At 31.0% G+C, this 24,974-nt stretch carries 23 protein-coding genes; 12 read left to right on the top strand and 11 right to left on the bottom strand.

What is annotated here, in order from left to right; all coding sequences use genetic code 11:
• The first annotated feature begins 4 nt into the window (after positions 1 to 4).
• The 4 genes from SJY43_RS03085 to SJY43_RS03070 all read left to right on the top strand — a co-directional run bounded on the left by SJY43_RS03085 (position 5) and on the right by SJY43_RS03070 (position 1,953).
• Positions 5 to 409: a hypothetical protein gene (locus tag SJY43_RS03085; protein ID WP_396602381.1), complete on the top strand. Its 405-nt coding sequence runs from the start codon at positions 5 to 7 to the stop codon at positions 407 to 409.
• A gap of 202 nt (positions 410 to 611) precedes the next feature.
• Positions 612 to 830, top strand: a complete 219-nt coding sequence (locus tag SJY43_RS03080; RefSeq protein WP_396602380.1) for a hypothetical protein — start codon at positions 612 to 614, stop codon at positions 828 to 830.
• A complete protein-coding gene (locus tag SJY43_RS03075) occupies positions 823 to 1,476 on the top strand; it encodes a hypothetical protein (RefSeq protein WP_396602379.1) in 654 nt (217 codons plus the stop codon). The genes SJY43_RS03080 and SJY43_RS03075 overlap by 8 nt, the downstream gene beginning before the upstream one ends.
• Before the next feature lie 213 nt (positions 1,477 to 1,689).
• Positions 1,690 to 1,953: a hypothetical protein gene (locus SJY43_RS03070; protein WP_396602378.1), complete on the top strand. Its 264-nt coding sequence runs from the start codon at positions 1,690 to 1,692 to the stop codon at positions 1,951 to 1,953.
• 70 nt (positions 1,954 to 2,023) lie between these two features.
• On the opposite strand, the gene SJY43_RS03065 is transcribed toward SJY43_RS03070, so the two are convergent.
• The 3 genes from SJY43_RS03065 to SJY43_RS03055 all read right to left on the bottom strand — a co-directional run bounded on the left by SJY43_RS03065 (position 2,024) and on the right by SJY43_RS03055 (position 3,674).
• On the bottom strand, positions 2,024 to 2,629 hold the full coding sequence (locus SJY43_RS03065; protein WP_396602377.1) for an NAD(P)-binding domain-containing protein: 606 nt from the start codon (positions 2,627 to 2,629) through the stop codon (positions 2,024 to 2,026).
• 190 nt (positions 2,630 to 2,819) lie between these two features.
• A complete protein-coding gene (locus SJY43_RS03060; protein ID WP_396602376.1) occupies positions 2,820 to 3,023 on the bottom strand; it encodes a hypothetical protein in 204 nt (67 codons plus the stop codon).
• A gap of 63 nt (positions 3,024 to 3,086) precedes the next feature.
• On the bottom strand, positions 3,087 to 3,674 hold the full coding sequence (locus tag SJY43_RS03055) for a MarC family protein (RefSeq protein WP_396602375.1): 588 nt from the start codon (positions 3,672 to 3,674) through the stop codon (positions 3,087 to 3,089).
• Positions 3,675 to 3,943: 269 nt separating this feature from the next.
• Between SJY43_RS03055 and SJY43_RS03050 the strand changes: the two genes are divergently transcribed.
• The 4 genes from SJY43_RS03050 to SJY43_RS03035 all read left to right on the top strand — a co-directional run bounded on the left by SJY43_RS03050 (position 3,944) and on the right by SJY43_RS03035 (position 8,664).
• Positions 3,944 to 4,507: a DUF3109 family protein gene (locus tag SJY43_RS03050; protein ID WP_396602374.1), complete on the top strand. Its 564-nt coding sequence runs from the start codon at positions 3,944 to 3,946 to the stop codon at positions 4,505 to 4,507.
• 423 nt (positions 4,508 to 4,930) lie between these two features.
• Entirely contained in the window at positions 4,931 to 6,205 is a 1,275-nt protein-coding gene (locus SJY43_RS03045; protein ID WP_396602373.1) for a ribonucleotide-diphosphate reductase subunit beta, read from the top strand.
• 3 nt (positions 6,206 to 6,208) lie between these two features.
• Positions 6,209 to 8,005 (top strand): ribonucleoside-diphosphate reductase subunit alpha, encoded by a 1,797-nt coding sequence (locus SJY43_RS03040; protein WP_396602372.1) that lies wholly within the window; start codon positions 6,209 to 6,211, stop codon positions 8,003 to 8,005.
• A 134-nt stretch (positions 8,006 to 8,139) separates the two neighbouring features.
• Positions 8,140 to 8,664: an RDD family protein gene (locus tag SJY43_RS03035; protein WP_396602371.1), complete on the top strand. Its 525-nt coding sequence runs from the start codon at positions 8,140 to 8,142 to the stop codon at positions 8,662 to 8,664.
• Positions 8,665 to 8,744: 80 nt separating this feature from the next.
• Here the strand turns inward: SJY43_RS03035 and SJY43_RS03030 are convergent, their stop codons facing one another.
• Positions 8,745 to 9,626, bottom strand: a complete 882-nt coding sequence (locus SJY43_RS03030) for a flagellar motor protein MotB (protein WP_396602370.1) — start codon at positions 9,624 to 9,626, stop codon at positions 8,745 to 8,747.
• Between the two features lie 176 nt (positions 9,627 to 9,802).
• Complete coding sequence (locus SJY43_RS03025) at positions 9,803 to 10,084, bottom strand: pyrimidine/purine nucleoside phosphorylase (RefSeq protein ID WP_396602369.1); 282 nt, start codon at positions 10,082 to 10,084, stop codon at positions 9,803 to 9,805.
• A gap of 174 nt (positions 10,085 to 10,258) precedes the next feature.
• On the opposite strand from SJY43_RS03025, the gene SJY43_RS03020 reads away from it, so the two are divergent.
• Complete coding sequence (locus tag SJY43_RS03020; protein WP_396602368.1) at positions 10,259 to 12,019, top strand: Na/Pi cotransporter family protein; 1,761 nt, start codon at positions 10,259 to 10,261, stop codon at positions 12,017 to 12,019.
• Positions 12,020 to 12,068: 49 nt separating this feature from the next.
• On the opposite strand, the gene SJY43_RS03015 is transcribed toward SJY43_RS03020, so the two are convergent.
• A complete protein-coding gene (locus tag SJY43_RS03015) occupies positions 12,069 to 14,360 on the bottom strand; it encodes an anion permease (protein ID WP_396602367.1) in 2,292 nt (763 codons plus the stop codon).
• A 72-nt stretch (positions 14,361 to 14,432) separates the two neighbouring features.
• The gene (locus SJY43_RS03010) at positions 14,433 to 15,644 is read right to left on the bottom strand and encodes a porin (protein WP_396602366.1); all 1,212 of its coding nucleotides are present in this window, start codon (positions 15,642 to 15,644) and stop codon (positions 14,433 to 14,435) included.
• Between the two features lie 393 nt (positions 15,645 to 16,037).
• Between SJY43_RS03010 and SJY43_RS03005 the strand changes: the two genes are divergently transcribed.
• Positions 16,038 to 16,352: a nicotinic acid mononucleotide adenyltransferase gene (locus SJY43_RS03005; protein ID WP_298550162.1), complete on the top strand. Its 315-nt coding sequence runs from the start codon at positions 16,038 to 16,040 to the stop codon at positions 16,350 to 16,352.
• Positions 16,353 to 16,413: 61 nt separating this feature from the next.
• Here the strand turns inward: SJY43_RS03005 and SJY43_RS03000 are convergent, their stop codons facing one another.
• The gene (locus SJY43_RS03000) at positions 16,414 to 17,622 is read right to left on the bottom strand and encodes a T9SS type A sorting domain-containing protein (RefSeq protein WP_396602365.1); all 1,209 of its coding nucleotides are present in this window, start codon (positions 17,620 to 17,622) and stop codon (positions 16,414 to 16,416) included.
• A 649-nt stretch (positions 17,623 to 18,271) separates the two neighbouring features.
• Between SJY43_RS03000 and SJY43_RS02995 the strand changes: the two genes are divergently transcribed.
• Positions 18,272 to 18,580 carry a toxin-antitoxin system YwqK family antitoxin gene (locus tag SJY43_RS02995; protein ID WP_396602364.1) on the top strand — a complete coding sequence of 103 codons (309 nt, stop codon included), beginning with the start codon at positions 18,272 to 18,274 and terminating at the stop codon, positions 18,578 to 18,580.
• Between the two features lie 75 nt (positions 18,581 to 18,655).
• Here SJY43_RS02995 and SJY43_RS02990 read toward each other — a convergent pair whose 3' ends face one another.
• From SJY43_RS02990 to SJY43_RS02980, 3 genes are all read right to left on the bottom strand, one after another.
• Complete coding sequence (locus SJY43_RS02990) at positions 18,656 to 19,873, bottom strand: multidrug transporter (protein ID WP_396602363.1); 1,218 nt, start codon at positions 19,871 to 19,873, stop codon at positions 18,656 to 18,658.
• A gap of 44 nt (positions 19,874 to 19,917) precedes the next feature.
• Positions 19,918 to 22,761 carry a TonB-dependent receptor domain-containing protein gene (locus tag SJY43_RS02985; RefSeq protein WP_396602362.1) on the bottom strand — a complete coding sequence of 948 codons (2,844 nt, stop codon included), beginning with the start codon at positions 22,759 to 22,761 and terminating at the stop codon, positions 19,918 to 19,920.
• A 301-nt stretch (positions 22,762 to 23,062) separates the two neighbouring features.
• Entirely contained in the window at positions 23,063 to 23,440 is a 378-nt protein-coding gene (locus SJY43_RS02980) for a carboxypeptidase-like regulatory domain-containing protein (protein WP_396602361.1), read from the bottom strand.
• A 158-nt stretch (positions 23,441 to 23,598) separates the two neighbouring features.
• Between SJY43_RS02980 and dgt the strand changes: the two genes are divergently transcribed.
• A complete protein-coding gene (gene dgt, locus SJY43_RS02975; RefSeq protein ID WP_396602360.1) occupies positions 23,599 to 24,939 on the top strand; it encodes a dGTP triphosphohydrolase in 1,341 nt (446 codons plus the stop codon).
• Positions 24,940 to 24,974: the final 35 nt, after the last annotated feature.

Below are 24,974 nucleotides of genomic sequence, written 5' to 3'. Positions count from 1 at the left end.
TTTTATGACTAAGAAAGATATATTAAATGTTATATTGTTATTAACAATCACATTTACCTTAACTGCTCAAAAAGCTAATATGGATACACTTTATTTTAAATTTAATAAAAAATATATCAAAAGAGGAGAGGTTAATAAAAATCAATATTATTTAAAAGATAAATCAAATGAAGGAGATTTATTTTTTATTAAAAGATCTATATTAGATAATTTGAAACCAAAAGAAGTTTTATGTTTCAAAAAGTTTATTCGTTCTTCTAAATATTATAACTTTTCTAAGAAAAAAAATCAAAGACTAGATGGTTATAGGTTATGGGAGTATTTGGATAAATATATAATTTTCTTTATTTTAAATATAGACGGTAGACATGTTTATGAAGAAGTTAAAATAAATTATGTGATAGAATAAATTAATGAAAGGGATGATTTTATATCATCCCCTTCGCTCCCGCTAGTTTCCAAAACTAGTGGCGATAAAGAGTAAGTTGTAAAAATATTGAGTTTTTGATGTTAATCTTCTTTAAGTTAGTTTGCGTCCACTAAGTTAAACTTAGCGGTAGCATGGGATATCTCCCGCAAGCAAGGTCGGAAATAATGCGACTCATGCATTTATGGTTCATAATCATGTTCAACCTTTAGCCAATGCTATTAGGGAATTGGATAACAATACATATCCAATAGATTACTATATGGCATTTGCATGGGAAGGGTTAGATCAAGTTGGAAAAATCACCAATCCTGTTTTAATAACTCAATCCCAAATGAATAACTATATTAGCTTACAACAAATTCCTTTAAATGATAATATAAAACAAAGTTGCGATGAATAAGTGCTTAATAAATAAAGGTATTGCTCTATTTTTTTTTATTTGTTTTGTTTTAAGCTGTAAATCAAATCATAATAAGGCATTAGAGCAGACTATTTTTAGTGAACTGATTGGTAAGTTAGTTGATTCAACAATTTCTGATTATAGAAGGCTAGTAGTCCCTTCTCTAGATGATTTTGATAATGAAGAAAGTAAAAAGGGATTATATGAACGTATTGAAATTAAAAAAAATAAAGAATTAGATCCTTTAGTTGTTTTTATTCATGATACTATTGGCAAAATTAATAATGGAAAAGAATTCTTTAGTAAAATTAAGCCTCATTTAGAAAAAAATAATTTCGAATCAATTTTATTAGAAAGTAAAAAGAGTGTAAACAAAATTTACATAGATCACAAATTATTTAAAGTTGATAATACCAAGTATAAATTATTGAGTTTAATAAAAAAAAGAGAAGAAAAGTATAAAACTAGAACAGATTTAGCGACATATAGTTTCTCTAGAATTTATTTTAATAAAGAAAAAACCTTAGGTCTATTTTCTTTAAATATTGTTTATAGTGGTTTAAATGGTTATGGTTTTATTGTAGTTGTTAGTAAGATAGATGGTGATTGGGAGATAGAAAAATTAGTTGAGTATTGGGAGTCTTAATCCCTCGCTCCCGCTAGTTTCCAAAACTAGTGGCGGTAAAGAGTAAGTGGTAAAAATATTGAGTTTTTGATGTTAATCTTCTTTAAGTTAGTTTGCGTCCACTAAGTATAACTTAGTGGTAGCGGGGAGTAATACATTCCCGCGAAGGCGGGAGTCTTATAAAATGAATTTTCAACTGATAATTCGTATAACTACATAAGCAACAAAAGTATTATGGGAGCTGTAGAATTAAAGCAAATAATTACTCAATATCTAAATACCGCAGACGAGAAAGTTCTGAAATTGGTTAAAGCTGTCTTTGAAACTTACCAAGAAGATAAAGAGGATTTTTTTGATAATCTTCCAAAAGAAGTTCAAGAATTACTCAAAGAAAGTAAAGATGATATAAAAAAAGGCGCGTTTTTTACTCACGAAGATGTACTAGATGAATTCAAGGAAAAATATAATATCACTTTGGATTTAAAATCTGAAATATAAAAAGGATGGTCTGGAGCAACAAGTACTAGAAATGTAAAAGATATAATTACTGAAAAGAAAAAATTAGAGGTTATTCAACCTTATCATGAACCTTTACATGTTTCCCACCATTCCAATGTGTTAAAATATCGGTAGCCACATGCGCGCCACTTCCAGAGGCGATAGCAAATTGGCTGCGCCATCCTGCTAAAGTACCAGCAACATATAAATTATTTTCAATTAAATGATCTGTGTTTTTTAACCAAATACGATTTTTTTCAATAGCAGCTCTTGGGTGAGGTTCAATATATTGCTCTAAACCTGTTATGGTCATTAAATTAGTGTAACCCACAGCAATAACAACTATTTTAGATTTATAAGCGTTTTTATTTGTTATAACTTCAAAGCCATTATGGTTTTTAGAAACTTCTAAAACTTTTTCATTTTCAATTTGCTCAACATGTGGATATAGGCTGGAAAGTTGTGCTTTACCGTTTTCTAAAATAGAAGCCCCAGTAGTTTCAGGAGCTAAACCTAAAACATTATTAAACAAAGCGGTTTGTAAATGTGATGTTTTTTGATGCATTATAATCCCAATAGACTTATCTGTAGCAAAGGCTTTGGGTTTAGCAGAACCTAAAACCAAAGCACAAGACATACCTGCTGCGCCACCACCTATTATTAAAGCATCATACATATAAAATAAAATTCTCCGACCCTTTGGGCGGGTTTCCTTTTTACCTCTCCTTTTGGGAGGTCAGAAATGACTTTTTAGTCAGTTCTGGGTGAGGCAAAAATACAAATTCCGATTTTTATTAAACGGCAAAATTTAATTACAAAGTAGTATCACTAAATTGTTTTCTGCAATAGTCTGTTTGAATAAATTTTTATTTACGCTCTTTTACTTTTTGTTCAATACGTTTAGATGTTCTTAAAATAGCCATCATAACAATTACACAAAGCGAAGCTACTATGGTAATTACAGCAATAATACTATCGCCTTTTAACGGCGCATCAAAATCAACTTGCGTAAAATTAAAGATGATTAAGCCAAGGGCAATCACGCTAAGAATTATAGTAAATATTTTCATCTTTTAAAATTTTAAATTCGTTTATCTGTTTTGCGTAATCATAGTTTATGCTAATTTAATGCTTTAAACCATGTCAAACAATGCTTTTATATTGTGGGCAAATAGTTTTACCGCAATAGCTAATAAAATAACACCAAAAACTTTTCTAATAATGTTAATACCATTTGCGCCTAAAAAGCGTTCAATTTTTGCAGAAGTTTTAAGTACAATATAAATAATAACAACATTCATTAAAACTGCAACAATAATATTCTCTATAAAATACTCTGCTCTTAGCGAAAGTAAGGTTGTTAAACTTCCTGGTCCTGCAATAAGCGGGAATGCTAAAGGAAAAACAGCAGTTGTCATAGAGGCGTTTTCATCTTGTTTGTAAAGTGTAATGCCAAGAATCATTTCTAAGGCAATAAAAAACAAAATAAAGGCACCTGCTACGGCAAATGAATTTACATCAATCCCAATAAGATTCAAAATACTTTTTCCTAAAAACAGAAATACTATTAAAATAAACCCAGCAATTAGCGAAGCTTTTTCACTTTGTATATGTCCAGCTTTTTTTCTTAAATCAATAACAATAGGGATGTTTCCAATAATATCAATTACAGCAAACAATACCATGAATACAGTAAATATTTCTTTAAAATTGAAATTCATTTTTTTAAACTTTTTATAAATGTATGGCAGTTAACTGCGTTCGTGTTAATTTTAGATTCTATAAATAGAGATCCTGAAATTTTCGGCAAAAGTAGATTATTATCTTAATTAAATAAACCTAAAGTTTAACTATTTTTGCCTTACCTATTTAGCTTTGTTATGACGCGAAAGTGAATAAGAGTATTTTTCATTTTTCTCAAAGAAAAATAGAAATCGTTTAACGTAACATTATAAAGCTAAATAGGTATTCATACAAGATATAAAAATTTATGTTTCAATTAGGTAAAACCATTGTTTCTGAGGATATTATAAAAAAAGACTTTATGTGCAATCTATCAGCATGTAAAGGCGCTTGTTGTATAGATGGAGATGCTGGTGCGCCTCTTGAAGCAGATGAAGCTAAAATTCTAAAAGATATATACCCTAAAGTAAAACCTTTTTTGCGTCAAGAAGGTATAGATGCTATAGAATCTCAAGGTACATTTATTACTACTGAAGAAGGGGAACTTGAAACCCCTTTAATAAATGGCGCCGATTGTGCGTATGTTATATTTGATGATAAAAAAGTTGCGCTTTGCGGAATAGAGGAAGCGTATAATCAAGGCGAAGTGTCTTGGAAAAAACCAATTTCTTGTCATTTATACCCTGTGCGTGTTCAAAATTATTCTGAGTTTTCGGCAGTAAATTATCATAAATGGCAAATTTGTGATGATGCTTGTGCCTTAGGTAAAGAATTACAAATTCCTATCTATAAATTTGTAAAAGAAGCCCTCATAAGAAAATTTGGTGAAGATTGGTACATCGAATTAGAAAAGGTTGCAGAAACTTTTTAACACCTCAAAAAATTATTTAAAAAACCCTAGTAAAATGCCTTGCTGACAAAGATTTTTACATAAAAAACTTGATTTTTTTTTGTAAACAATTTGCAATCTCAAAAAACATAAAGCATTGTAAATTAGTAATCTAAGGTTTTTTTTCTGTAAACTTCTGAGTTTCATGTTATCTTTTTGTTTGTTAAAAACTTGTTGAAAAGGTTTCTTTAAAATCTTAAAACATATTAATCATTTTGCAATCTTTGTTGTGAGCAAAAAACAAATTATTTTTTTGTTTTTTATTCTGAAAAATTAAAGTTCAAATAATTTTTCATTTTACCTATTAAGGAAACTTTATTGCGTTTTACGGAAATTTCTGAAGAAATTTAGAAAAATCCACTAATATTCTAATGACTATTTAACACTTTAAATTAAATTTTTTTTATGGAAATAACCCAGATTATTAAAAGAGATTATGAAACAAGTCCATTTGTTTTAAATAAAATTTCTAATGCCATTGAAAAAGCAATGATGTCTGTTGGAAATGGAACTAAAGAAGATGCAAATGCAATTTCTGTAAATGTTTTACAGATTTTGTTAGAAAGAAAAGCAAAAGACCATAAATATTTACCTACTGTTGAAGAAGTACAAGATCTTGTTGAAGAGACATTAATGACGAGCTCTTTTCCTAGTGTAGCAAAAGCATATATTTTATATAGAGATGAGCAAACAAGAAATAGAAAATCAAATATTTTTGAAAAACGTATTAACTTAAAACCTTATGAGTATCCTCAGCTTAACGATTATGTAGATGCTATAAGACATTCGTATTGGATTCATTCAGAATTTAATTTTACAAGCGATATTCAAGATTTTAAAACAAGACTTACCGTAGTAGAGCAAAATGCTATAAAAAATACCATGCTTGCTATTTCGCAAATTGAAGTGGCGGTAAAATCTTTTTGGGGCGAGATTTATAATAAAATGCCAAAACCTGAAATAGGATCTGTAGGCGCAACATTTGCTGAAAGTGAAGTGAGACACCACGATGCATATTCACATTTATTAGAAATTTTAGGCCTTAATAACGAGTTTAAAAACTTAAAGAAAAAACCGGTAATAATGAGACGTGTTCATTATTTAGAAACGGCTTTAAAAAATGCTAAAAGTGAGGATAATAAAGAGTATGCAGAATCTATTTTACTGTTTTCTCTTTTTATAGAACATGTGTCTTTGTTTTCTCAGTTTTTAATAATCATGGCGTTCAATAAGCATAAAAATATGCTTAAAGGGGTTTCTAATGTAGTAGAAGCGACGTCAAAAGAAGAACAGATTCATGGTGATTTTGGTATTGATGTTATTAGAATTATAAAAGATGAAAACCCAACGTGGTTTGATGAAGAACACAGCCTTTTAGTAAAAGAATTATGTGAAGAAGCCTTTATATCTGAAAGTAAACTTGTGGATTGGATTTTTGAAGCAGGAGAATTAGATTTCTTACCAAAAGATGTGATTAATGAATTTATAAAAAATAGATTCAATAATTCTTTAGAAAGTATTGGCATAGAAAAAGTATTTGATGTGGACCAAGCATTAATAGAACAAACCGAATGGTTTGATGATGAAATTATAGGAACAAAACATGGAGATTTCTTCGTGAAACGATCTATCAACTATAGCAAAAGAACAAAAAGTATAACTAGCGACGACCTATTTTAAAACATGAAGGAAAACATTAATCCAGACCTCGAGAACAAAGTAAATCAAGAAGCAGCAAAAACTTCTAAATACGATGAGTTAATTTCAGCAAGAAAAGAAGCTATAAAAGAAGCGAAAGCCGAACCAGAAATAAAATGGTTAACAGAGCATAGTCGTCAATTTTTAGCATCAGGTTATCTTACAGAAGATACCACACCTGAAGAACGTATTAGAGAAATTGCTAATAATGCAGAAAAAATCTTAAAAATAGATGGTTTTGCAGATAAGTTTTATGGCTATATGGCAGAAGGCTATTATTCTTTAGCATCTCCAGTTTGGTCTAACTTTGGTAAAAAACGAGGCTTACCAATTAGTTGTTTTGGTTCACATATTTCTGATGATATGGGAGATATCCTTTATACGCAATCAGAAGTAGGTATGATGTCTAAATTAGGAGGTGGTACTTCTGGTTATTTTGGTAAACTTCGTCATAGAGGTGCACCTGTAAAAAACAATGGAGAATCGTCTGGAGCAGTTCATATTATGCAACTGTTTGAAAAAATGGTAGATGTTGTAAGTCAAGGTTCTGTGCGACGAGGTCGTTTTTCTCCTTATTTACCTATTGAGCATAATGATATTCATGAGTTTTTAGAAATCGGTACAGAAGGTAACCCAATTCAAGAATTAACTCACGGTGTTACAGTTGGAAATGACTGGATGCAAGAAATGATTGATGGTGATGCCGATAAAAGAGCTATTTGGGCAAAAGTATTACAACGTAGAGGTGAAATAGGGTATCCTTATATTTTCTTTAGAGATAATGCTAATAATGCAGCACCAGATTGTTACCAAGATCAAAAACATGAAATATACGCAAGTAACTTATGTTCAGAAATCATGTTGCCAACCAATGAAAAATGGTCGTTTGTATGTGTGTTATCTTCAATAAACTTACTACATTATGATAAATGGAAAGATACCGATGCTGTTGAGACTATGGTGTATTTCTTAGATGCTGTTTTAGAGGAATTTATCACAAAATTAGAGGTATATAGAGACTCGGCAGATCGTGATGATAGGCAAACCTTTTTGTTCATGGAGAAAGCTTATAACTTCTCTAAAGAAAATAGAGCTCTAGGAATGGGAGCATTAGGATGGCACTCGTTATTACAATCTAAAATGTTAGGTTTTGATAGTCAAGAAGCATTTAATTTAAATAGTGAAATCTTTAAGACCATTCAAGAAAAGTCTATTAAAGCTTCAGAAGAATTAGCAAAATTATTTGGAGAGCCAGAAGTGTTAAAAGGATATGGTAGACGTAACACAACGTTAAACGCGGTAGCTCCAACTACATCTTCAGCATTTATATTAGGACAAGTATCGCAAGGTATTGAGCCAATATGGTCTAATAGTTATGTAAAAGATATCGCAAAAATTAAAACAACTATAAAGAACCCGTATTTATTAGAACTTTTAAAAGAAAAAGGGATGAATACAAGTGAGGTTTGGAAAAGTATTCGCGATTACGATGGTTCTGTACAACATTTAGAAGGGCTTACAGATGATGAGAAAGATGTATTTAAAACCTATTCTGAAATTGACCAAATGACGCTTATTTATCAAGCGGCAAACAGACAAAACCATATCGACCAAGGCCAGTCTTTAAATATTATGGTTCATCCAGATATGCCAGTTAAAGATATTAATAAGATATATGTTAATGCATGGAAGCTTGGTGTTAAATCTTTATACTACCAGCACAGTATGAATGCAGCACAGAAGTTTAAGCAAAAGAAAGAATGTACTAGTTGTGAAGGGTAAGACCTTGCCAACTTACTTATTTTATTATTGGGTATGTTCCCCCGCAAGGGGGAACCCCAAATTTATAAAAGCACCTCGATTGAGGTGCTTTTTGTATTAAAAATTCTATATTTATTAAAAATTTAAAGGATACCATGGCAGAAATGAAATTTTATGTTACCCCAGATTTATATGCTTCAAAAGGGAATAGATTCTTGCATTATATTGTTGATTTAATAGTTATCCTCTTATTTGTTTATGGAATTTTTGCTGCGTTTATCTTTTTGTACTATTCTGTTGCAGAAGATACTACAGCCATGGATGAGTTTCTTTATGGTGTAGATACTATAAACCCTATTTTAGATAGATTAGTAACAGCAATAGTTTTGGCCTTTTTCTATTTTGGATTAGAATCTTTAACTAAAGGCAGAAGTATAGGAAAGTATATAACCAAAACTAAAGTTGTTTTGGAAGATGGTAGTTCACCTAATTCAAGTGATTATTTAAAGCGAAGTTTCTCTAGAATGATTCCTTTTGAAGCCTTTTCATTCTTAGGATCTGATATTAGAGGTTGGCACGATACGATTTCTAAAACCTATGTTGTGGATATTGAAAGATTCGAAGACAAAAAAAGAGCACAGAGCGAATTGGACCAAATTGGAGTAGTTCAAGAATTATAATTTATTAGCATACTATGATAACTAAAAAGCATCCCCATGAGGATGCTTTTTAGTTCAATGAATTAATGTAAAATTATAATTTAATCTAAAATATTGTTTTCAGCGACTTTGTCATTGTTTTCAGCCATTAATGCGAAAAATTTATCAATGTTTGGAAGAATAATAATTCTTGTGCGTCTGTTTTTTGATCTGTTTTCTCTAGAATCATTCGCTGCAATAGGTTGGTAACTACTTCTACCGGCTGCAATTAGTTTTTCTGGAGCTACATTGTATTTATCTTGCAATCTACGAACAACAGATGTAGACCTTAAAACACTTAAATCCCAGTTATCTGAAATATTTGCAGTATTAATTGTTCTAGAATCTGTGTGGCCTTCAACCATAACATCTAGACTAGGTTCAGAATTAATAACGTCAGCTAATTTTTGTAAAACACCATCAGCTTTCGAGCTTAATCTATAACTTCCAGAGTTAAATAACATATTGTCTGCAATAGAAATCATAACAACCGTTTCTGTAATGTTTACAGCAAAATCGTCATCTTCATTCATGTTGCTTTGGTTAATCGTTTTTTCAAGATTGTATGCAACAGCTAAATTCATAGAATCCTTAAGTGTTTTAGCTTGACTTAATTTGTTAGCATCAACATTTTTTAGAGTTTCACGCATCTTAATTTTAGCATTATAAGAGATTACTCCACTATTTGGTACAGATTCAAATTTAGAATTACTTTCTTCTGTTAATGTCCCAACGTCTTCTTTTAAAGACATTATTTTAGTGTTGTAATTGTCAACTCTTGTTTGAATTTTTGCAAACTTAGTTTCTAAATCTTCATTTGCAACTTGGGTTTTTTGTAATTCACTTTTAATTTGACCATTTTCATGTTCTAAAGCCAGGTATTTCTTTTTTGAAACACAAGAAAAAGTGAGGGCAACTAATAATAAAATTGAAATTTTCTTCATAATAAAAATCTAATGGTTTATAGCATTTACGATTAAAAGTCAATTTTAGACGTTAACATGTCGTTTATTTTGTGTCTTTTAGCCATTATATTATTTAAAAATCTTATTATAAGGTGTTTATAAAAAAAGTACACTAGAAAAAGTGTGCTTTAAAATTATATGTTTTGGTAAGTAGTTTATTTATACTGGCATAAATAAGCTGTTTGTTGAGCTACTTTTACTTGAAACTTCTCATTTGCATTAATTTCATAAGCTTCACCAGATTTAAATAGTTTCCAATTAGGTGCTCCAGGTAATTTTACTGTCATTTCTCCTTCTATAACAATCATGGTTTCATGTGTTGAGGTTCCAAATTCGTATTCGCCTGCTTCCATAACGCCAACCGTAGATTTTCCTGTTGCAGTTGTATAGCCTAGAGATTTTACATTACCCTCAAAATATTCGTTTGTTGAAATCATTTTCAATTTTTTAATTAAATGAATTATAAAGATGGTAAATGTAAACTTTTTTAGTCTTTTTAAAGTGGTTTTTATCTATACGAGGCAACGTTAAAAGGCTTTAATAGAATTAGTTTTCTAGAATCACCACTTTATATTATATTAATGCCACTTTTAAATATGAATTAAATTTACATGGTTAGAAAGTCTTTTTTCTTTGGAATATTAATTGTCTTAGCTGTTCTGCTTTACTTAAATCCGAATTTTAAAACCATATCGGCAGGTATAGCTATTTTACTTTTTGGGATGGTTATGTTAGAAGAAGGCTTTAGGGTTTTTACTAAAGGCCCATTGCAAAATATTTTAAAAAACGCAACAGATAAGCTTTATAAAAGTATTCCCGCTGGGGCTTTTGTTACAGCGTTATTACAGTCTAGTTCTCTAGTTTCTGTAATTACCATTTCTTTTATAAGTGCGGGTTTAATTTCTTTGGGAGGCGGTCTAGGATTGGTTTTTGGAGCTAATATTGGAACAACGGCAACAGCTTGGTTAGTGGCTGGTTTTGGACTTAAAATAAAAATATCTGCCTTAGCCATGCCCATGCTTGTCTTTGGAATTGTTTTTTCTTTTCAAAAAAGCATATCGCTTAAAGGTATTGGTAATGTTTTAGCTGGACTGGGTTTTTTCTTTCTCGGTATTCATTATATGAAAGAAGGGTTTGATGTTTTTAAAGAATTCTTTGATTTATCAGAATACGCAGTTTCTGGATTTTTAGGTGTTATTATTTATACAGGTCTTGGTATAATTATTACAACAATCTTACAGTCAAGTAGCGCTACCTTGGCATTAATTTTAACGGCATTAGCAGCTGGACAAATTGAATATGAAAACGCTTTAGCCTTGGCTATTGGCGCAAATGTTGGTACAACCATAACGGCAGCTTTAAGTGCCATAGGTTCAAATAGTGCAGGAAAAAGATTAGCCGCAGCTCATTTTATTTTTAATATAATAACGGGTTTGGTGGCGGTGGCCTTTATATTTCCATTAGCAAGATTGGTTAATAACTTATCAAGTCTATTATCTATAACTTCTACTAATTACACTTTAAAATTGGCTATGTTTCACACCATATTTAATGTTATTGGTGTAGTTATAATGCTACCATTTATTAAGCGCTTAGAACGTTTATTAATGGGTTTCTTTAAGGATAATATTAATAAAGATATAGATGAACCTAAATACCTTAATCCAGCAGTTTTAAAATTTCCGGGTTCTGTAATTACAGCATTAGTAGAAGAATCTAAATATCTTTATAAGAATAGTGTTTTTGAAATAGTTGCCCATGCTTTAAACATTCATAGAGAAGATATTAAATCTGATAAAAAGTTAAAAAAAATTATAAAAACCTCTAGCGCAAATTTCAACACCGATATTGAAGAACTGTATTATACTAAAGTAAAAACGATTTATGGTGAAATAATTAAATACGCTTCGACAGCTCAAAGTACTTTAAACTTAAATAATAAGCAAGTTAAAGCCATAACAGATATTAAAATTGCTAATAGAAAAATGGTTGAAATAATTAAAGATGCTAGAGAATTGAATAAAAATATAAATTTAGTATCCAATATGGATAACACCCATTTGCAAAATGAATATGATAACTATAGAAAAAAATTAACTAAAGTGTTAAGGGTTATCTATTTATTTAGAACTGAAGACGACGCGAGTAAATATGGTTTAAAATTAAGGCAATTGAAAAATGATGCTAAGGCTAACATTAGGTTAAGTAACAAATCTATAGATAAGTTAATTAGGAAGAATTTGATTAATGCAGAAATGGCGTCATCATTATTTAATGATTATGCCAATGTGAATGATATGATTAAAAAATTAATTGAAGTGGCAGAATTACTTTATGGTAAAAATGATTCGCTTTTAGAAAATGGCAAATAAAAAACACCTCATTATTGAGGTGTTTTTTAGAACTTTATATCTGTATTATCTATTCCTCCTCAGCTGTATTTGGAGTAGTAATAGTCGCTGGTTCTACAGAGCTATCATGAGAGTTGTAGTACTCTTCAAGTAAATTCATTGTTGCAGTTAATAGATCTTTAGTTTCTAATAAAAGACTAAAGTAAAGTGTCGTGTTTTTAGGACTAGATTCTTCTGTTCTAGTTCTTGAAACTTGTTTAACAATTTTTGAATTAATTAAATCAAACAATTCTTTTTTACGATTTATAATTGAGCCTATTTGCTCAAAAGAATGAGAATCGAAAGCTATTTTTGTATCATTAAAAAGTGTTTCTAATACGTTTTCTACTTCTTTTAACTCTTTTATTTGACTGAATTTAAGTTTCTGGTGATTATTGTTGATGTGTTTGTGACTTACTTTAGAAATATATTCTAAAGATTGCGTCATATCCTGTAAATATCCTAAAATGTTAATGTAGAAGCTACTAGCTCTTATACTTGTTTCATCTAAATTTTTAATAAAATAGAAAATATTATCACGTAAACTGTCTACTTCATCTGATAGCTTATCTACTTGTTTTTTATTCTTTTTAAGTAAATTTAAGTCTTGCTTAGATAAGCCGTTTACAGCGTTAGAATAAATTTTATTACCACGTTTTACAACATTAGCAATGTTACCAGCGCTTTCAAGTATAACACCTTGAACTGAACGACTACCAGTTTCTTTAAGGCTGTCCTCATCAATACCCTTATTAGAACTATTTTTATGAGACATGTAATTTCTATATAATAAGAATGCAGTAATTAATAATAATATTGGAGTCATTACTGCCGGATTCCAATTAATTAAGAATACTACTGTACCCGCAGCTATAAATGCACCTAAAGCGGTTCCAAACCAACCTGCAATTACATTTAATACACCTGCAACTCTATATACTGCACTTTCTCTTCCCCAGGCTCTATCTGCTAAAGATGTACCCATGGCAACCATAAATGTTACATATGTAGTTGATAATGGTAATTTCATAGATGTTGCAATGGCAATTAAAACACCAGCAATCATTAAGTTTACTGAAGCTCTAATCATATCAAAAGCAGGAGCATCAATACTTTGATCTTTTGTTAAAGCTATAGCGTTTTCAGGTTTTTCAAAACTCTTATTTATTTTTTCTTGAATTGATTTAGGAACAATAGCTCCAAAATAGTTAGATAGTGTTGTAGATCCTTTAACAATAGCTCTAGAAAGCGCGTTAGGTTGAAATTTTTCGTGAGTATCACCCTGTCTTGACAAGCTTAACTCAGTTTCAGCAACAGTTTTAGCCTTTTTAGATAGCCAAAGTGTTAATACCATAATAGAACCAGAAATAAAAAGTAATAGTGGTTCTGCAGGTACCTTTTTGTCTAATACAGCCATAGACATAGTGGTGTCCATTCCCCCTGCTATCCATGCTTCGTAAGAATGGTAAGCAGCCATTGGTACTCCAATAAAATTAACTAAATCATTTCCAGAGAAAGCTAATGCTAAACCAAATGTTCCAACTGCAATTACTACAAGTAATACAGTTTTTTTTGTTAGTTTTTCGAAAATAAATGAAAATACCGTCCAGAAAACAAAACTTCCAAGTATCACGAAAATTTCGTTACCTTCAAGTACACCTTTTAATTCTTTATAATAAGGCGTTCCTTTTAATCCTTTTAGAAAGATGAAATATGTAATAGCGGTTAAAGCTACACCTCCAAAAAGAACTCCAAAATTCTTTATTTTTTTCTCATAGTTAAAAGTGAAAATTGCTCTAGATACCCATTGCACAAGGGCACCAACAGAAAAGGCAATAAATACGGATAATAAAATACCACTAATAATGGTAACTGCCTTATCCTTGTTAATGTAGGTTCCTAAATCTGCAAAAGTTTGAGTGTCATGTGCGCTAATTTTAATTAGTGCCATAACTACTGCTGCACCCAATAAGTTAAATACAATAGAAACTGTTGTAGATGTTGGTAAACCTAGTGTGTTAAAGAAGTCTAACAATAATATATCTGTTATCATTACAGCCATAAATATGAGCATGATTTCGCCAAACTCAAACTGGGCAGGAACAAAAATACCTTTACGAGCTACTTCCATCATTCCGCTAGAAAATACGGCACCAATAAAAATACCTAAACTAGCAACTATCATAATAGTTCGCATAGAAAGGGTTTTAGAACCAATAGCAGAGTTTAAAAAGTTAATAGCATCATTACTAACACCAACCACAATATCGGCTACTGCTAATACGGTAATGGCAATGAGCATAAATAAATAAATATTATCCATAATTTTTAATTAAAATAAGTTTGCAAATGTTATAACTATATGTGAATAAAGTGTTATGTAAATGTTATTTCTTTAAAAGTGAATATCGAATTGTAACCGATACAAAAGTTGATTGCTTCCTCCGGCAACTTCTAAATGACTTATATCTGTTTGAACCTTTAAGCTATGGCCAGAAATGTATTTTGATAAACCTAGTGTATATTGATCTTGGTTTGAGTTTCCGGTTAAGTTATCCCAATCAATGTTCGTATAACGACCAGAAATCTCCCAGTCGTTCTTTAATAGAAACCCAGTTTGTAAATTTAAACCATTTCCAACTTGAACTTCATCGCCAGTAAGTGTTCCGTCAGAGTTTTTTGCTAAAGGATCTTTGGCATCTCTGTTTGCATATTCTGCCATTAAAGAAAAGCCATTATATTTAAACATGGCATCTATGAAAAGCGTATTAATGTTGGTTTCAAAAAAACTTCCTTTATAGCCATCTCCTTCTGTACCATCAATATACATATAGCTTCCTTGGTTACTTCTTGTTTTAACAGCATCATTATTATGATCATAACTTACACCTAAAGCTAATTTTGGTTTTTGTTCTCTTTTCAGGTCAGAGCCTTTATAATCGCCTTTACTAGAAAAATTACCAAAAGGCAATAATTCTATACGTCCAGTATATTGATGCCCACCTAAGTTTCCTCTAGTTACATTTCTACCTTCTCCTTGTGCAACTGAAAAGATTTCTTTTACAACAAAGTTTTTCGATAAGTTGAAGTGATGCCTTAATTGAAAACCAAAATCTCGATCTATAGTAAAGCTGCTATTTAATAAAGAACGATCTACTTGTTGTAAATTTGCCGAAGATATTACACGTTCTCTATTTCCTGGTAGTTTAGTTTGTCCAAACCAAATCACAAAGTTTTTGTGAAAATTCCACATTAAAACAGCATCCAAAATATATCTTGGAGATTCATGCGTAAATGAAGATGCACCAGATTGGTCTCTGTTGGATAACCCTAACTCAATTTTATATTTTAATTTTGGGCTATAAGCATAACCATCAAATTTTAAACGAGATCTTCTTGTTAAAAAGCTTGTTTCTCCACTTTCTCCTTCATTCCATGTTGAAGTTCCTAATAGTTGTGCTCTTAAACCAACTCGCATCGTCCATGAACTATCTTTTCCAACAACGTTGAAAAGTCCTTTTCCAAATTTACCTGATTTAATTTCTTGAGCGCTTAAAAATGTTATAGCGAAGAGAAGTGCCCCAATAAGGGTGATTTTAGTTTTCATTATAATTATTAGTTTTTGTCGCTGCAAATAACTAAAACCAATGTTAACTTAATGTTTCCTAATGATTATCATAAGGATAAAAAAAGACTGCCTTGGCCAAGGCAGTCTCATTAGAAATCATGATAATGTAAGTCGACAAAAACTAATGGATTATATGAAATACTAATTTTTTGTCTTAAGACGTTGCAAATATCTATGTTTGAGTTAACCGTAATGTAACCTGTATATTAAGTAATTATTAATTTCTAATGTTAAATCTTTAAAAGTGAATTGCTGTTAAATAATTGAAAATCAAATATATATAGTTTCAATGTTAATTTAATGTTATGTAAGGGTTGTTTTAATGTTAACTATTATTTATCTTTGAGGTATAATGTTAAAACCCCCATAATTATGAAGAAGTTATTATTTGTTTTTGCCTTTTTAATTACTGTGGTTTCTTTTGGACAAAAAGAAAGAGAACTTAAACTTAATAAAGACACAAATTTAATTGATGTTGTTTATTATCATGACAATGGTGTTGTAAGCCAAACAGGATCTTACACAGCAGATGGTAAATTACAAGGTGTTTGGTTAAGCTTTAACACAGAAGGCAAGAAAACAGTTTCTGCAAATTATGATAATGGAAAAAAAGTCGGCAAATGGATTTATTGGATTGACGGATCTAAAAAAGAAGTCAATTATGAAAATAATGTCGCTTCGTTATAATTTTATAACAAAGTGAAAAACAAAAAAGCATCCCATTTGGGATGCTTTTTTGTTTAATGATTTATTTAACTATTTTCCTTGTTTCTGTTGGAGTTTTTATTATGTAGAAGCCTGAAGGTAGATTATTGATTAGATTATCTTCGTCTTCTTGTGTGTTAATTTTAATAGATTTTATTAAAGTTCCTGAAAGATTAAATACTTTTAGATCTTTAGCAGAATTATTCAAAGATTCATTAATTATTTTAGATTTTATTAAAGAGTTTTTATTAGATATAATATTTATCTTTTTACTAAAAAAAGCCTCATTATTTTCGGTTGAGTATTCCTCAGGACCTTTTTCAATAATTATCCAAACATAATTATAATCTGAAAGTCTTTTTCCTCCAAAAATCGGATCTATAAAGGTGCCTGAGTGAGTATAGCAATAGTCACTAGTTCCTCCATTGGAATCAATATTGTTATTATTAGAAACTGTTGTTATTGTCTGTATATCTCCGGGGTCATAAATACTGTTTTTTGTTGTAAGTATAATTTCTATATTATTAGGTCTCCCATCATCGTCACCTATATTTTTAATTGTTGCACAGAAAATAAGTTCGAAAAATGGGCTATTAACATCTCCTACATTTTCCTGTGTTAAATTAAAACTATCTACAACAAAATCTGCTAATGGGCAACCATTATCTTCTCCATATTCATTAGGGCAATCATCATCATAATCATTTAAACCATCTCCATCTGTATCTGGACAGCCATTTCCACTTGTACCATAATCATTAAGGCAATAGTCTTGACCATCTATTATACCATCACCATCAGTATCTGGACAAACTGAAATTATTTCTTCATGAAAATCAATTCTGTAATCCTCATCATTATGTTCTCCAGAATTAGATTGATATAAGTAATAGTAGTTATAACCTCTTCCAAAGTTTAAATAGTAAAATCTTCCAGATATTAAAGGTGCTTCCGTTTGAATATTTACATAGTTCCTGCCTGCTAATTCTTGAGAACTATATGTTTGCCCACAATTAGCTAAAGCAACTTGTTCGTTAATTAGACTATAAGGAGATCTTATTGATGAATAAAAAGTATGACTCTTATATGTTTGCGGTTGTGTTATATTATTATCACAAACATCACCTATGCCATCGCTATCAGTATCCAATTGGTTTGTATTTGGTGTTGATGGACAGTTATCTGTACTATCAGGAATTGTATCTCCATCACTATCAACAGGTGTACAAATTGACTCTATATTGTAAGGCATACTTAGTGTATAATCTTCATCATTATGAGTACTCGTGCTAGATGTGTATAAATAATAATATTTTAAGCCTGCTCCAAGGTTTAATAAATAGAATTTTTTATGGGATAGAGGTATGTCTATTTGAATATTTACATAGTTTCTATCTGCTAGTTGTGAGGTTGAGTAGGTTTGACCACAATTATCTTCTGCAAATTGTTGGTAATAGTTGTTCCATTTACAATAGAATAAAATCTATGATACTTGTGGGTTTGAGCGGTTAACTTAATTGTGGATACTAAAAATAGTAAAATGATAATTGTTTTTTTCATGATAAATAAGGTTTTGTTTATATAAAGTAAAAATAATCTTATATCATGTAAGACAAGTTAACATATAATCATTTTAATGTTAATAAAGAAATTATCCCAATTGGTATGATTTCTTTATACAATTTTTTGTAATTATTCTTTTTGCTCAATTATGAGAAGTGGCATGCTTATAATCATCTGTTATAACTATAGGGTGAAATAAACACATCTTGTAAAGCTTTTTATGTATTTAATAGATTATGAATTTTGTTAAAACACACAAAATCAGATGATTACGGTATTAATGTTAACTTGATCTTATTTAAATGTTAAATAATTTTTAATTAAAACCCCGATATAAAATGAAAAATATATTAATTATAGCATTATTTACATCAATAGCTTTTGCACAAAAGGAAAGAACATTAACTTTAAATAAAGAAACGAATTTAATTGAAGTGGTTTATTACCATGATAATGGAGAAGTTAGTCAAACAGGAACTTATACTGCAGATGGTAAACTAGAAGGAGAATGGTTAAGTTTTGATGAAAAAGGTACTAAACAAGTAACTGCTTATTATAAAGATGGTAAGAAAGTAGGAAAATGGGTTTACATGATTGATGGTAAACTTAAAGAAGTTGATTATACTAAAAATGTAGCTTCTCTTTAATACGAATTAAAATAAACTAAATAAGCAAAAAAGCATCCTATATTAGGATGCTTTTTATTGTTGTTATTTTTTTTATTAGTTTCCTGTTGTCCAGCTTGCTCCCCAAGTAGCATAATCTGTTCCAGTTGCAGCTCCAATACCAGTTAAAAAATCTGCGTCAGCAAAAGTATCTCCAGTATCATTTTTAAATTGCGTTGTTACATCTGTAAAAGTTACATTAGCAGCGTCTAAGTCTCCATTAATAACTCCTGTTCCTGTAGGGTTATCACTAGCAGCACCAGCATCACCATCTAAATCAAAACCTTCTTCAAAACCTTGAATTAAAATATTGTTGAAAATACCCTGAGTACCAGCTCTTAATCTTATAGCTTCATTTCCTGTTGAAGATCCTAAACCTATTATAGTAGCATTTGTTACTGTTGGCTTAGACCAGAATTTAGGGTCAGATAAGTTTCCTATATCTGTATTGTAACCATCACATTCAAAACCTTTATCGTGATCTGCACCATGCTTAACATACGCATCAGTTACTTTTCCTGTAAAACCTTCTGTCCAGTCGATAGAATCATCTTGGCAGTTAATTACTACCGCATGGTCAACTTCAACAGTTCCACCAAAAAACTCAATACCATCATCCGCACCTTCAAAGGCTTGAATATAATCTACTGTTGTTCCAGCACCTACACCGTAAAAAGAGAATCCGTTGTTTTCTGAAGAACCATCAGCAGCACCACCAGAATATTCTACACGTACATAACGAATAATTCCTGAGCTATCAGCGCTATCAGTTCCACCGTAAGGTAAGCTTCCTATTTCTGACGTAGATGTTGCAGCACCAGTAACAGAATTTATTGGAGCTTTTCCTAATATAATAAGTCCACCCCAGTCTCCTGCAGAAGGTACAGCAGCACCAGAAGTCATTACAATTGGGTTAGCAGCAGTTCCGTTAGCAATAATTTGTGCGCCTTGAGAAATAGCAATATATACATCTGCACCAGATGCTACAGCTTGAATTGTAACCCCTTCATTAATAATTAAATTGGCTCCTTCAGACATAATAACTGGTCCGCTAATAGTATAACACGTATTAGCTTCTAAAGTTAAGTCTGATGAATATTCTGCTGCATTAATAGATATACATTCGTCACTAGTGCCAGTTCCACCACCATTATTAGTAGTTGTATTGTTTACTACGCTATTATCGGTAATATTAATATCGGCAGTATCGTCTGTTGAGCACGAGTTAAAAAGCAATGTTGTAATTGCTAATCCTAATAATAAATTATTTTTCATTGTTTCTAAGTTTTATTCTTTGTTGTTATTATTAATTATTGAGTTTAAAATTTATATTTTAATTGTAAGCCTAAGTTCATTCCTTTTTTATAATCAGAGACATCTTTTCCATTAGGAGAAGTAACAACTATATCGCCTTGAGTTGTTTCTCTTATATATGTTACGTTTGGGTTTAAAAGGTTTTGTGCAGAGAAGTTTATTTCGAACTTTTCGCCTAATTTGTTTTTTAGAATAAAATCTAAAGTTGGCACCCCTTTTTCAATAACGTTTCCTAATTGTCCAGACCCTAAAGCATCAATCCTATCAGAAAAATATGAAAAGGCTAATGTTGCAAGTGGTTTGTAATTTTCGAATGATGTTGGTGAGTAACTAATATCTGCATTAAGAATTAATGGAGAAGCACCTTGTAGTTCTTCTTTATCTTTAATAAAACTTACGTTAAAGTTACTTCCAACTATATCACTATACAAATCTTGTTCTGTATGCATATATGTGGCATTAAACCCAAATGAAAGTTCTGGTTTGTCATCTTCATTAACAATAATGTTTTTTCTAACCTCAGCCTCAATACCAAATATTTGTGCTTTATCTCCTGTTCTAAAAAAACGTTGTGTACCTGTTGCATCAAAAGCAACAACTTGGTTAATAGGATCTTCTATTTGCTTGTAAAAAGCACCTACAGAAAGTAATTCAGATTTAGTGATAAACCATTCATATTTTAAATCTAAGTTTAAGATTTTAGAATATGAAACATCTTTTACATTAGTATAGTTAAACCCATCTTTTTGTCCTAATAAATCTGGATTACCACCTATACGTTGCGATACACTTTCATAAACAAAAGGGGCAACTTCTTTAAATTCTGGTAGTGATATGGTTTGACTTCCTGAAAAACGTAAGTTTTGGTCTTCGTTTAAAGCATATTTTAAACTCAAACTAGGTAAGAATAATACATCTGATGCACTTATATTATCATTTCCATTAACTCCAAGGTTAATAACATCGTATTCGATATATTGATCGAAAGACTCAACTCTTAGTCCTGGTACTACAAGCCATTTTTCGCCTAAATTCATTTCAGCATTAAAATAACCAGCGTATATATCTAGCTTACCTTTATAAGTGTTTTCATCTAAACCAGGTCTGTTTGTATTACTAAGGTTTGGATATGCATTAATAACTTTGATTTCGTAAGTTCCTTCGTTACTTGTTAGATTTAAATTATCTAGTGTAAAAAAATCATTTAGGTTATTAACATCAGCAATACCACTATTGTCAAGAATATCATATCCGTAACGTACATTATTAAAACGACGCTCTTTTGATCTTCCGTTATAACCAAAGTTTAATTTAATATTTTCAGTAGCCTTATAAGCTAAGTTTAAGCGTCCATTAAATTCTTCATCTTGTATATCTTGAAAATAACGTTGGTTATCAAAATCTACATTACTATAAAATATTGGGTTTGTGTTTGGATCATCATCCAAAGCAAATTGATAGTTTTCAAAACTTAAACGCTTTCTATCAGGTTCGTGTGCATTAACAAAGTTGTGTCCAAAACCCCAGTCAACATCAAACTTATCTAATTTATGTGTTCCAGTAAGTTGGTTTACATAAATTAGGTTTTCGTTAAATTGAATGTTTTGTTGGAAGAAACCTTCATCTGTATTAGCAATAGCATCTCTATTACGCCCTTTACCATCTATACCAAAATAACCTACTTTATCAGAAGAACTGTTTACAAATAAAGAGTTAAACTTAATCGTGTTGCTATCATCTATTCTATAAATAATAGAAGCCATAGCAGTTGTAGTAGTTCCGTATTCAAACTCTTCAGCTTCCTCAAAAGCTTTTTTCTCAACGTTTGTATAATCTACGTTAGATCCTTTTCTATATTGAAAATCATTTTCGAATGATCCTGTACCGTAAAAACTAAGTTTAGAACCATTTTCAAAAGTGAATGACTTTCCAAAAGAACCACCAAAGTTTGTATTTATAGGTGTTCCCGCATCAACAGGATCGAAACCATGAGATAAAACAACAGCAAACGGATCGTGTGCGTATCTGTTATAGAAACCAAAATGCCCAGTTCCTTCACTTCTTACAAAATCTTTACCTATCGCATTAGTATTTATAGAAGACCCAACCCCAAAATTGAAAAAGCCTTTTCCGCTATAATCTTTTGAAGTTATATCTACATTACCAGCAGCAAAATCTCCATAAAATTTTGAAGAGTATGCTTTACTAATCGATACGTTTTCAATAACATCAGAAGAGAATAAATCAAGATCAATATTTTTCTTGCTAACATCATTTGATGGTAATGATAAACCATTCATGGTTGTGTTTAAGTATCTATCACCTAAACCACGTACGTATACATTACTAGAACCTTCTTGTTTAGAAACTCCAGAGATCTTTGCTACTGCACCTGCAGCATCACTAACACCTTTTCTTTCTAATTCTACAGCACCAATACTTTGTTTAATTTCTACAGCTTTCTTTTGGTCTAATAATACAGCTTCTTCACTTTCTCTTTTAGTAGTTGTTGTAATAACCACTTCATCTAAAGAGGCGGCACTTGCACCCATTGGCACATTAACTTCTGTCACTTTTCCGGCAACAATAGCAACAGGAATTTCTTGAGTTTCATAACCTACAAAACTAAATTCTAAAGTATAGTTTCCAGCTTCTATATTTTCTAAACCATATAAACCATCAAAGTCAGATGTGGTTCCTTTTGTAGTCCCTTTAATTAATACATTAGCAAAGGCTAAAGGTTCGTTATTATATTCTTTATCTGTAAGTTTACCAACAACTGAACCTGTGTTTTGAGCATAAGAAAATACGGTAGCTAATAGTGTAAGTAATAATATAAATTTTTTCATTAGTTTCATTAAAATTTCTTGCGGCAAAGAAACTACCGTTTTGTAAATAGTGTGTTATCTAAGGATTAAAGAACTGTAATAAAAGTGTTAGAGAAATGTTAATTAAAAACTGGTATGTTGTCTTGTTGTTTACATTGAGTTAACATTCATATCTAATAAATTGATTTAGAGTATAAATGAAAATCAAGACTGTTTTATTGAAGAAAAGGTAAGTGTCGTATATGTAAAAAAAAAATCAGCTTTCAATTATAATTGAAAGCTGATTTTAAAATATTCTTATTGCAAACTAAACTAACTAATTCTAATTGCTTGTAGTAGAAGCGCTGTTTTCAACACTAGCCATTGTAGCAACAAGATCTTCTAAAGATAGTGAGCTAGGTTCTAATACCAATTTAATATTCGTATTGTTAGCAGCTACAGTAATTTTTGTTTCTTTAGTTTCGTAACCTGTAAAGGTGCTTACTAAAGTATATTCGCCAGTTTTTAAGTTTTCGAACTTAAAAAATCCTTTTTCGTCTGATAAAACTTCCGTGCCAGTTTCTTTAATAGAAACCTTAGCAAATATTAAAGGTTCGCTATTCGATTCAAAATCCAATATCTTACCACTTATAGAACCCGCTTCCTGTGCAAAAGATAATGCAGATAGAAAAAAGATGGCTATGTATATAATATGTTTCATGTGTATTCTTAATTACATTGCAAAAATAAGCTCAGACCTTCTATTTTATGTTACCAAATCATTAAACGTAAATGATTAAAAGGTTACGCTAATGTTAAGAGATTTACCAATACATTATTTAGCGAATTTATTATCTTGCCAGAACTTAATTGAAGACTATGAACTGGGAGCAACTACTATCCTTAAAACGTTTTGGCGACACCAATAAACGTATACGAAAAGAACAAGATGAAACCCGTTTGGGCTTCGAGGTCGATTACGATCGTATTATATTTTCATCAGAGTTTAGGAGTTTGCAAGACAAAACGCAAGTTATCCCATTATCTGAAACCGATTTTGTACACACCCGCTTAACACATAGTCTAGAGGTTAGTGTTGTAGGGCGCTCTCTTGGTAGACGTGTGGGTCAAAAACTATTAGAAAAACATCCGCATTTGCAAAGTTCGCTTGGCTATCAAGCTAACGATTTGGGAGCCATAGTTGCCGCAGCAGCCTTAGCTCACGATATCGGGAATCCACCCTTTGGGCATTCTGGAGAAAAGGCCATTGGCGAATTTTTTAAAACAGGAGAAGGTAAATCTTTTAAAAGTCAATTAACCGATAAAGAATATCAAGATTTATGCGATTTTGAAGGAAATGCTAACGGCTTTAAAATATTAACCGAAAGTAGAGCAGGACGCGATGGCGGATTAAGATTAAGCTACGCCACACTTGGAGCATTCATGAAATACCCAAAAGAGTCGCTACCAAAAAAACCAACACCACACATAGCCGATAAAAAATATGGCTTTTTCCAGTCAGAAAAAGATGCCTTTCAAGATGTAGCCAACGAGTTAGGACTAGCCAGCAGAAGTACTACAGATTTAAGTTACTCACGCCATCCGTTAGCCTATTTAGTAGAGGCAGCCGACGATATTTGTTACACCATTATCGATTTTGAAGACGGTATAAACCTAGGGCTTATTCAAGAAGAATTTGCGCTAGAATACCTATCTAAAATTATTAGAGATAACATTAAACCAGAAAACTATTATGCACTTTCTACCAAACAAGATCGTGTAGGTTATTTGCGTGCCTTGGCCATAGGTTCGCTTATTAACGAGGCTGTCGATATTTTTATGACCTACGAAGACGCTATTTTAAATGGCAATTTCGATTGTGCTTTACTCGATAAAAGCAAGTACGACGCGCAAATAAAAGATGTTATAAAAATAAGTGTCGAAAATATATACCAATCTACCGAGGTGGTCGATAAAGAAATTGCAGGCTACGGCGTTATAAATACGCTCCTAAAAACCTATACAAACGCCGTAAACAATAGCTTTAACAATACCGCATCAAATTACGATAAACTCATATTAAAGGGGCTTCCAAAAACCATTCAAATCAATAATTCTAGCCTATATCACCGTTTATCAAGCGTGTGTTATTACGTGTCTTTACTGTCCGATAGCAAGGCCATTTTAGATTACAAAAAGATAAAAGGGATTAGTTTTTAGAATCATGTCACTTCGAGTGTCACACTAAATAAGGG

The sequence above is a fragment of the Algibacter sp. R77976 genome (assembly GCF_044594645.1).
Classification (GTDB): domain Bacteria; phylum Bacteroidota; class Bacteroidia; order Flavobacteriales; family Flavobacteriaceae; genus Algibacter_B.
The sequence above is the reverse complement of the archived record's forward strand: the minus strand, read 5'-3'. Positions and strand labels throughout refer to the sequence as shown.

Bases quoted from the DNA above. Each gene is read 5' to 3' on its own strand.
- SJY43_RS03085 (WP_396602381.1), top strand. From the start codon at position 5: ATGACTAAGAAAGATATATTAAATGTTATATTGTTATTAACAATCACA.
- SJY43_RS03080 (WP_396602380.1), top strand. From the start codon at position 612: ATGGTTCATAATCATGTTCAACCTTTAGCCAATGCTATTAGGGAATTG.
- SJY43_RS03075 (WP_396602379.1), top strand. From the start codon at position 823: ATGAATAAGTGCTTAATAAATAAAGGTATTGCTCTATTTTTTTTTATT.
- SJY43_RS03070 (WP_396602378.1), top strand. From the start codon at position 1,690: ATGGGAGCTGTAGAATTAAAGCAAATAATTACTCAATATCTAAATACC.
- SJY43_RS03065 (WP_396602377.1), bottom strand. From the start codon at position 2,629: ATGTATGATGCTTTAATAATAGGTGGTGGCGCAGCAGGTATGTCTTGT.
- SJY43_RS03060 (WP_396602376.1), bottom strand. From the start codon at position 3,023: ATGAAAATATTTACTATAATTCTTAGCGTGATTGCCCTTGGCTTAATC.
- SJY43_RS03055 (WP_396602375.1), bottom strand. From the start codon at position 3,674: ATGAATTTCAATTTTAAAGAAATATTTACTGTATTCATGGTATTGTTT.
- SJY43_RS03050 (WP_396602374.1), top strand. From the start codon at position 3,944: ATGTTTCAATTAGGTAAAACCATTGTTTCTGAGGATATTATAAAAAAA.
- SJY43_RS03045 (WP_396602373.1), top strand. From the start codon at position 4,931: ATGGAAATAACCCAGATTATTAAAAGAGATTATGAAACAAGTCCATTT.
- SJY43_RS03040 (WP_396602372.1), top strand. From the start codon at position 6,209: ATGAAGGAAAACATTAATCCAGACCTCGAGAACAAAGTAAATCAAGAA.
- SJY43_RS03035 (WP_396602371.1), top strand. From the start codon at position 8,140: ATGGCAGAAATGAAATTTTATGTTACCCCAGATTTATATGCTTCAAAA.
- SJY43_RS03030 (WP_396602370.1), bottom strand. From the start codon at position 9,626: ATGAAGAAAATTTCAATTTTATTATTAGTTGCCCTCACTTTTTCTTGT.
- SJY43_RS03025 (WP_396602369.1), bottom strand. From the start codon at position 10,084: ATGATTTCAACAAACGAATATTTTGAGGGTAATGTAAAATCTCTAGGC.
- SJY43_RS03020 (WP_396602368.1), top strand. From the start codon at position 10,259: ATGGTTAGAAAGTCTTTTTTCTTTGGAATATTAATTGTCTTAGCTGTT.
- SJY43_RS03015 (WP_396602367.1), bottom strand. From the start codon at position 14,360: ATGGATAATATTTATTTATTTATGCTCATTGCCATTACCGTATTAGCA.
- SJY43_RS03010 (WP_396602366.1), bottom strand. From the start codon at position 15,644: ATGAAAACTAAAATCACCCTTATTGGGGCACTTCTCTTCGCTATAACA.
- SJY43_RS03005 (WP_298550162.1), top strand. From the start codon at position 16,038: ATGAAGAAGTTATTATTTGTTTTTGCCTTTTTAATTACTGTGGTTTCT.
- SJY43_RS03000 (WP_396602365.1), bottom strand. From the start codon at position 17,622: ATGCCTTACAATATAGAGTCAATTTGTACACCTGTTGATAGTGATGGA.
- SJY43_RS02995 (WP_396602364.1), top strand. From the start codon at position 18,272: ATGAAAAATATATTAATTATAGCATTATTTACATCAATAGCTTTTGCA.
- SJY43_RS02990 (WP_396602363.1), bottom strand. From the start codon at position 19,873: ATGAAAAATAATTTATTATTAGGATTAGCAATTACAACATTGCTTTTT.
- SJY43_RS02985 (WP_396602362.1), bottom strand. From the start codon at position 22,761: ATGAAAAAATTTATATTATTACTTACACTATTAGCTACCGTATTTTCT.
- SJY43_RS02980 (WP_396602361.1), bottom strand. From the start codon at position 23,440: ATGAAACATATTATATACATAGCCATCTTTTTTCTATCTGCATTATCT.
- dgt (WP_396602360.1), top strand. From the start codon at position 23,599: ATGAACTGGGAGCAACTACTATCCTTAAAACGTTTTGGCGACACCAAT.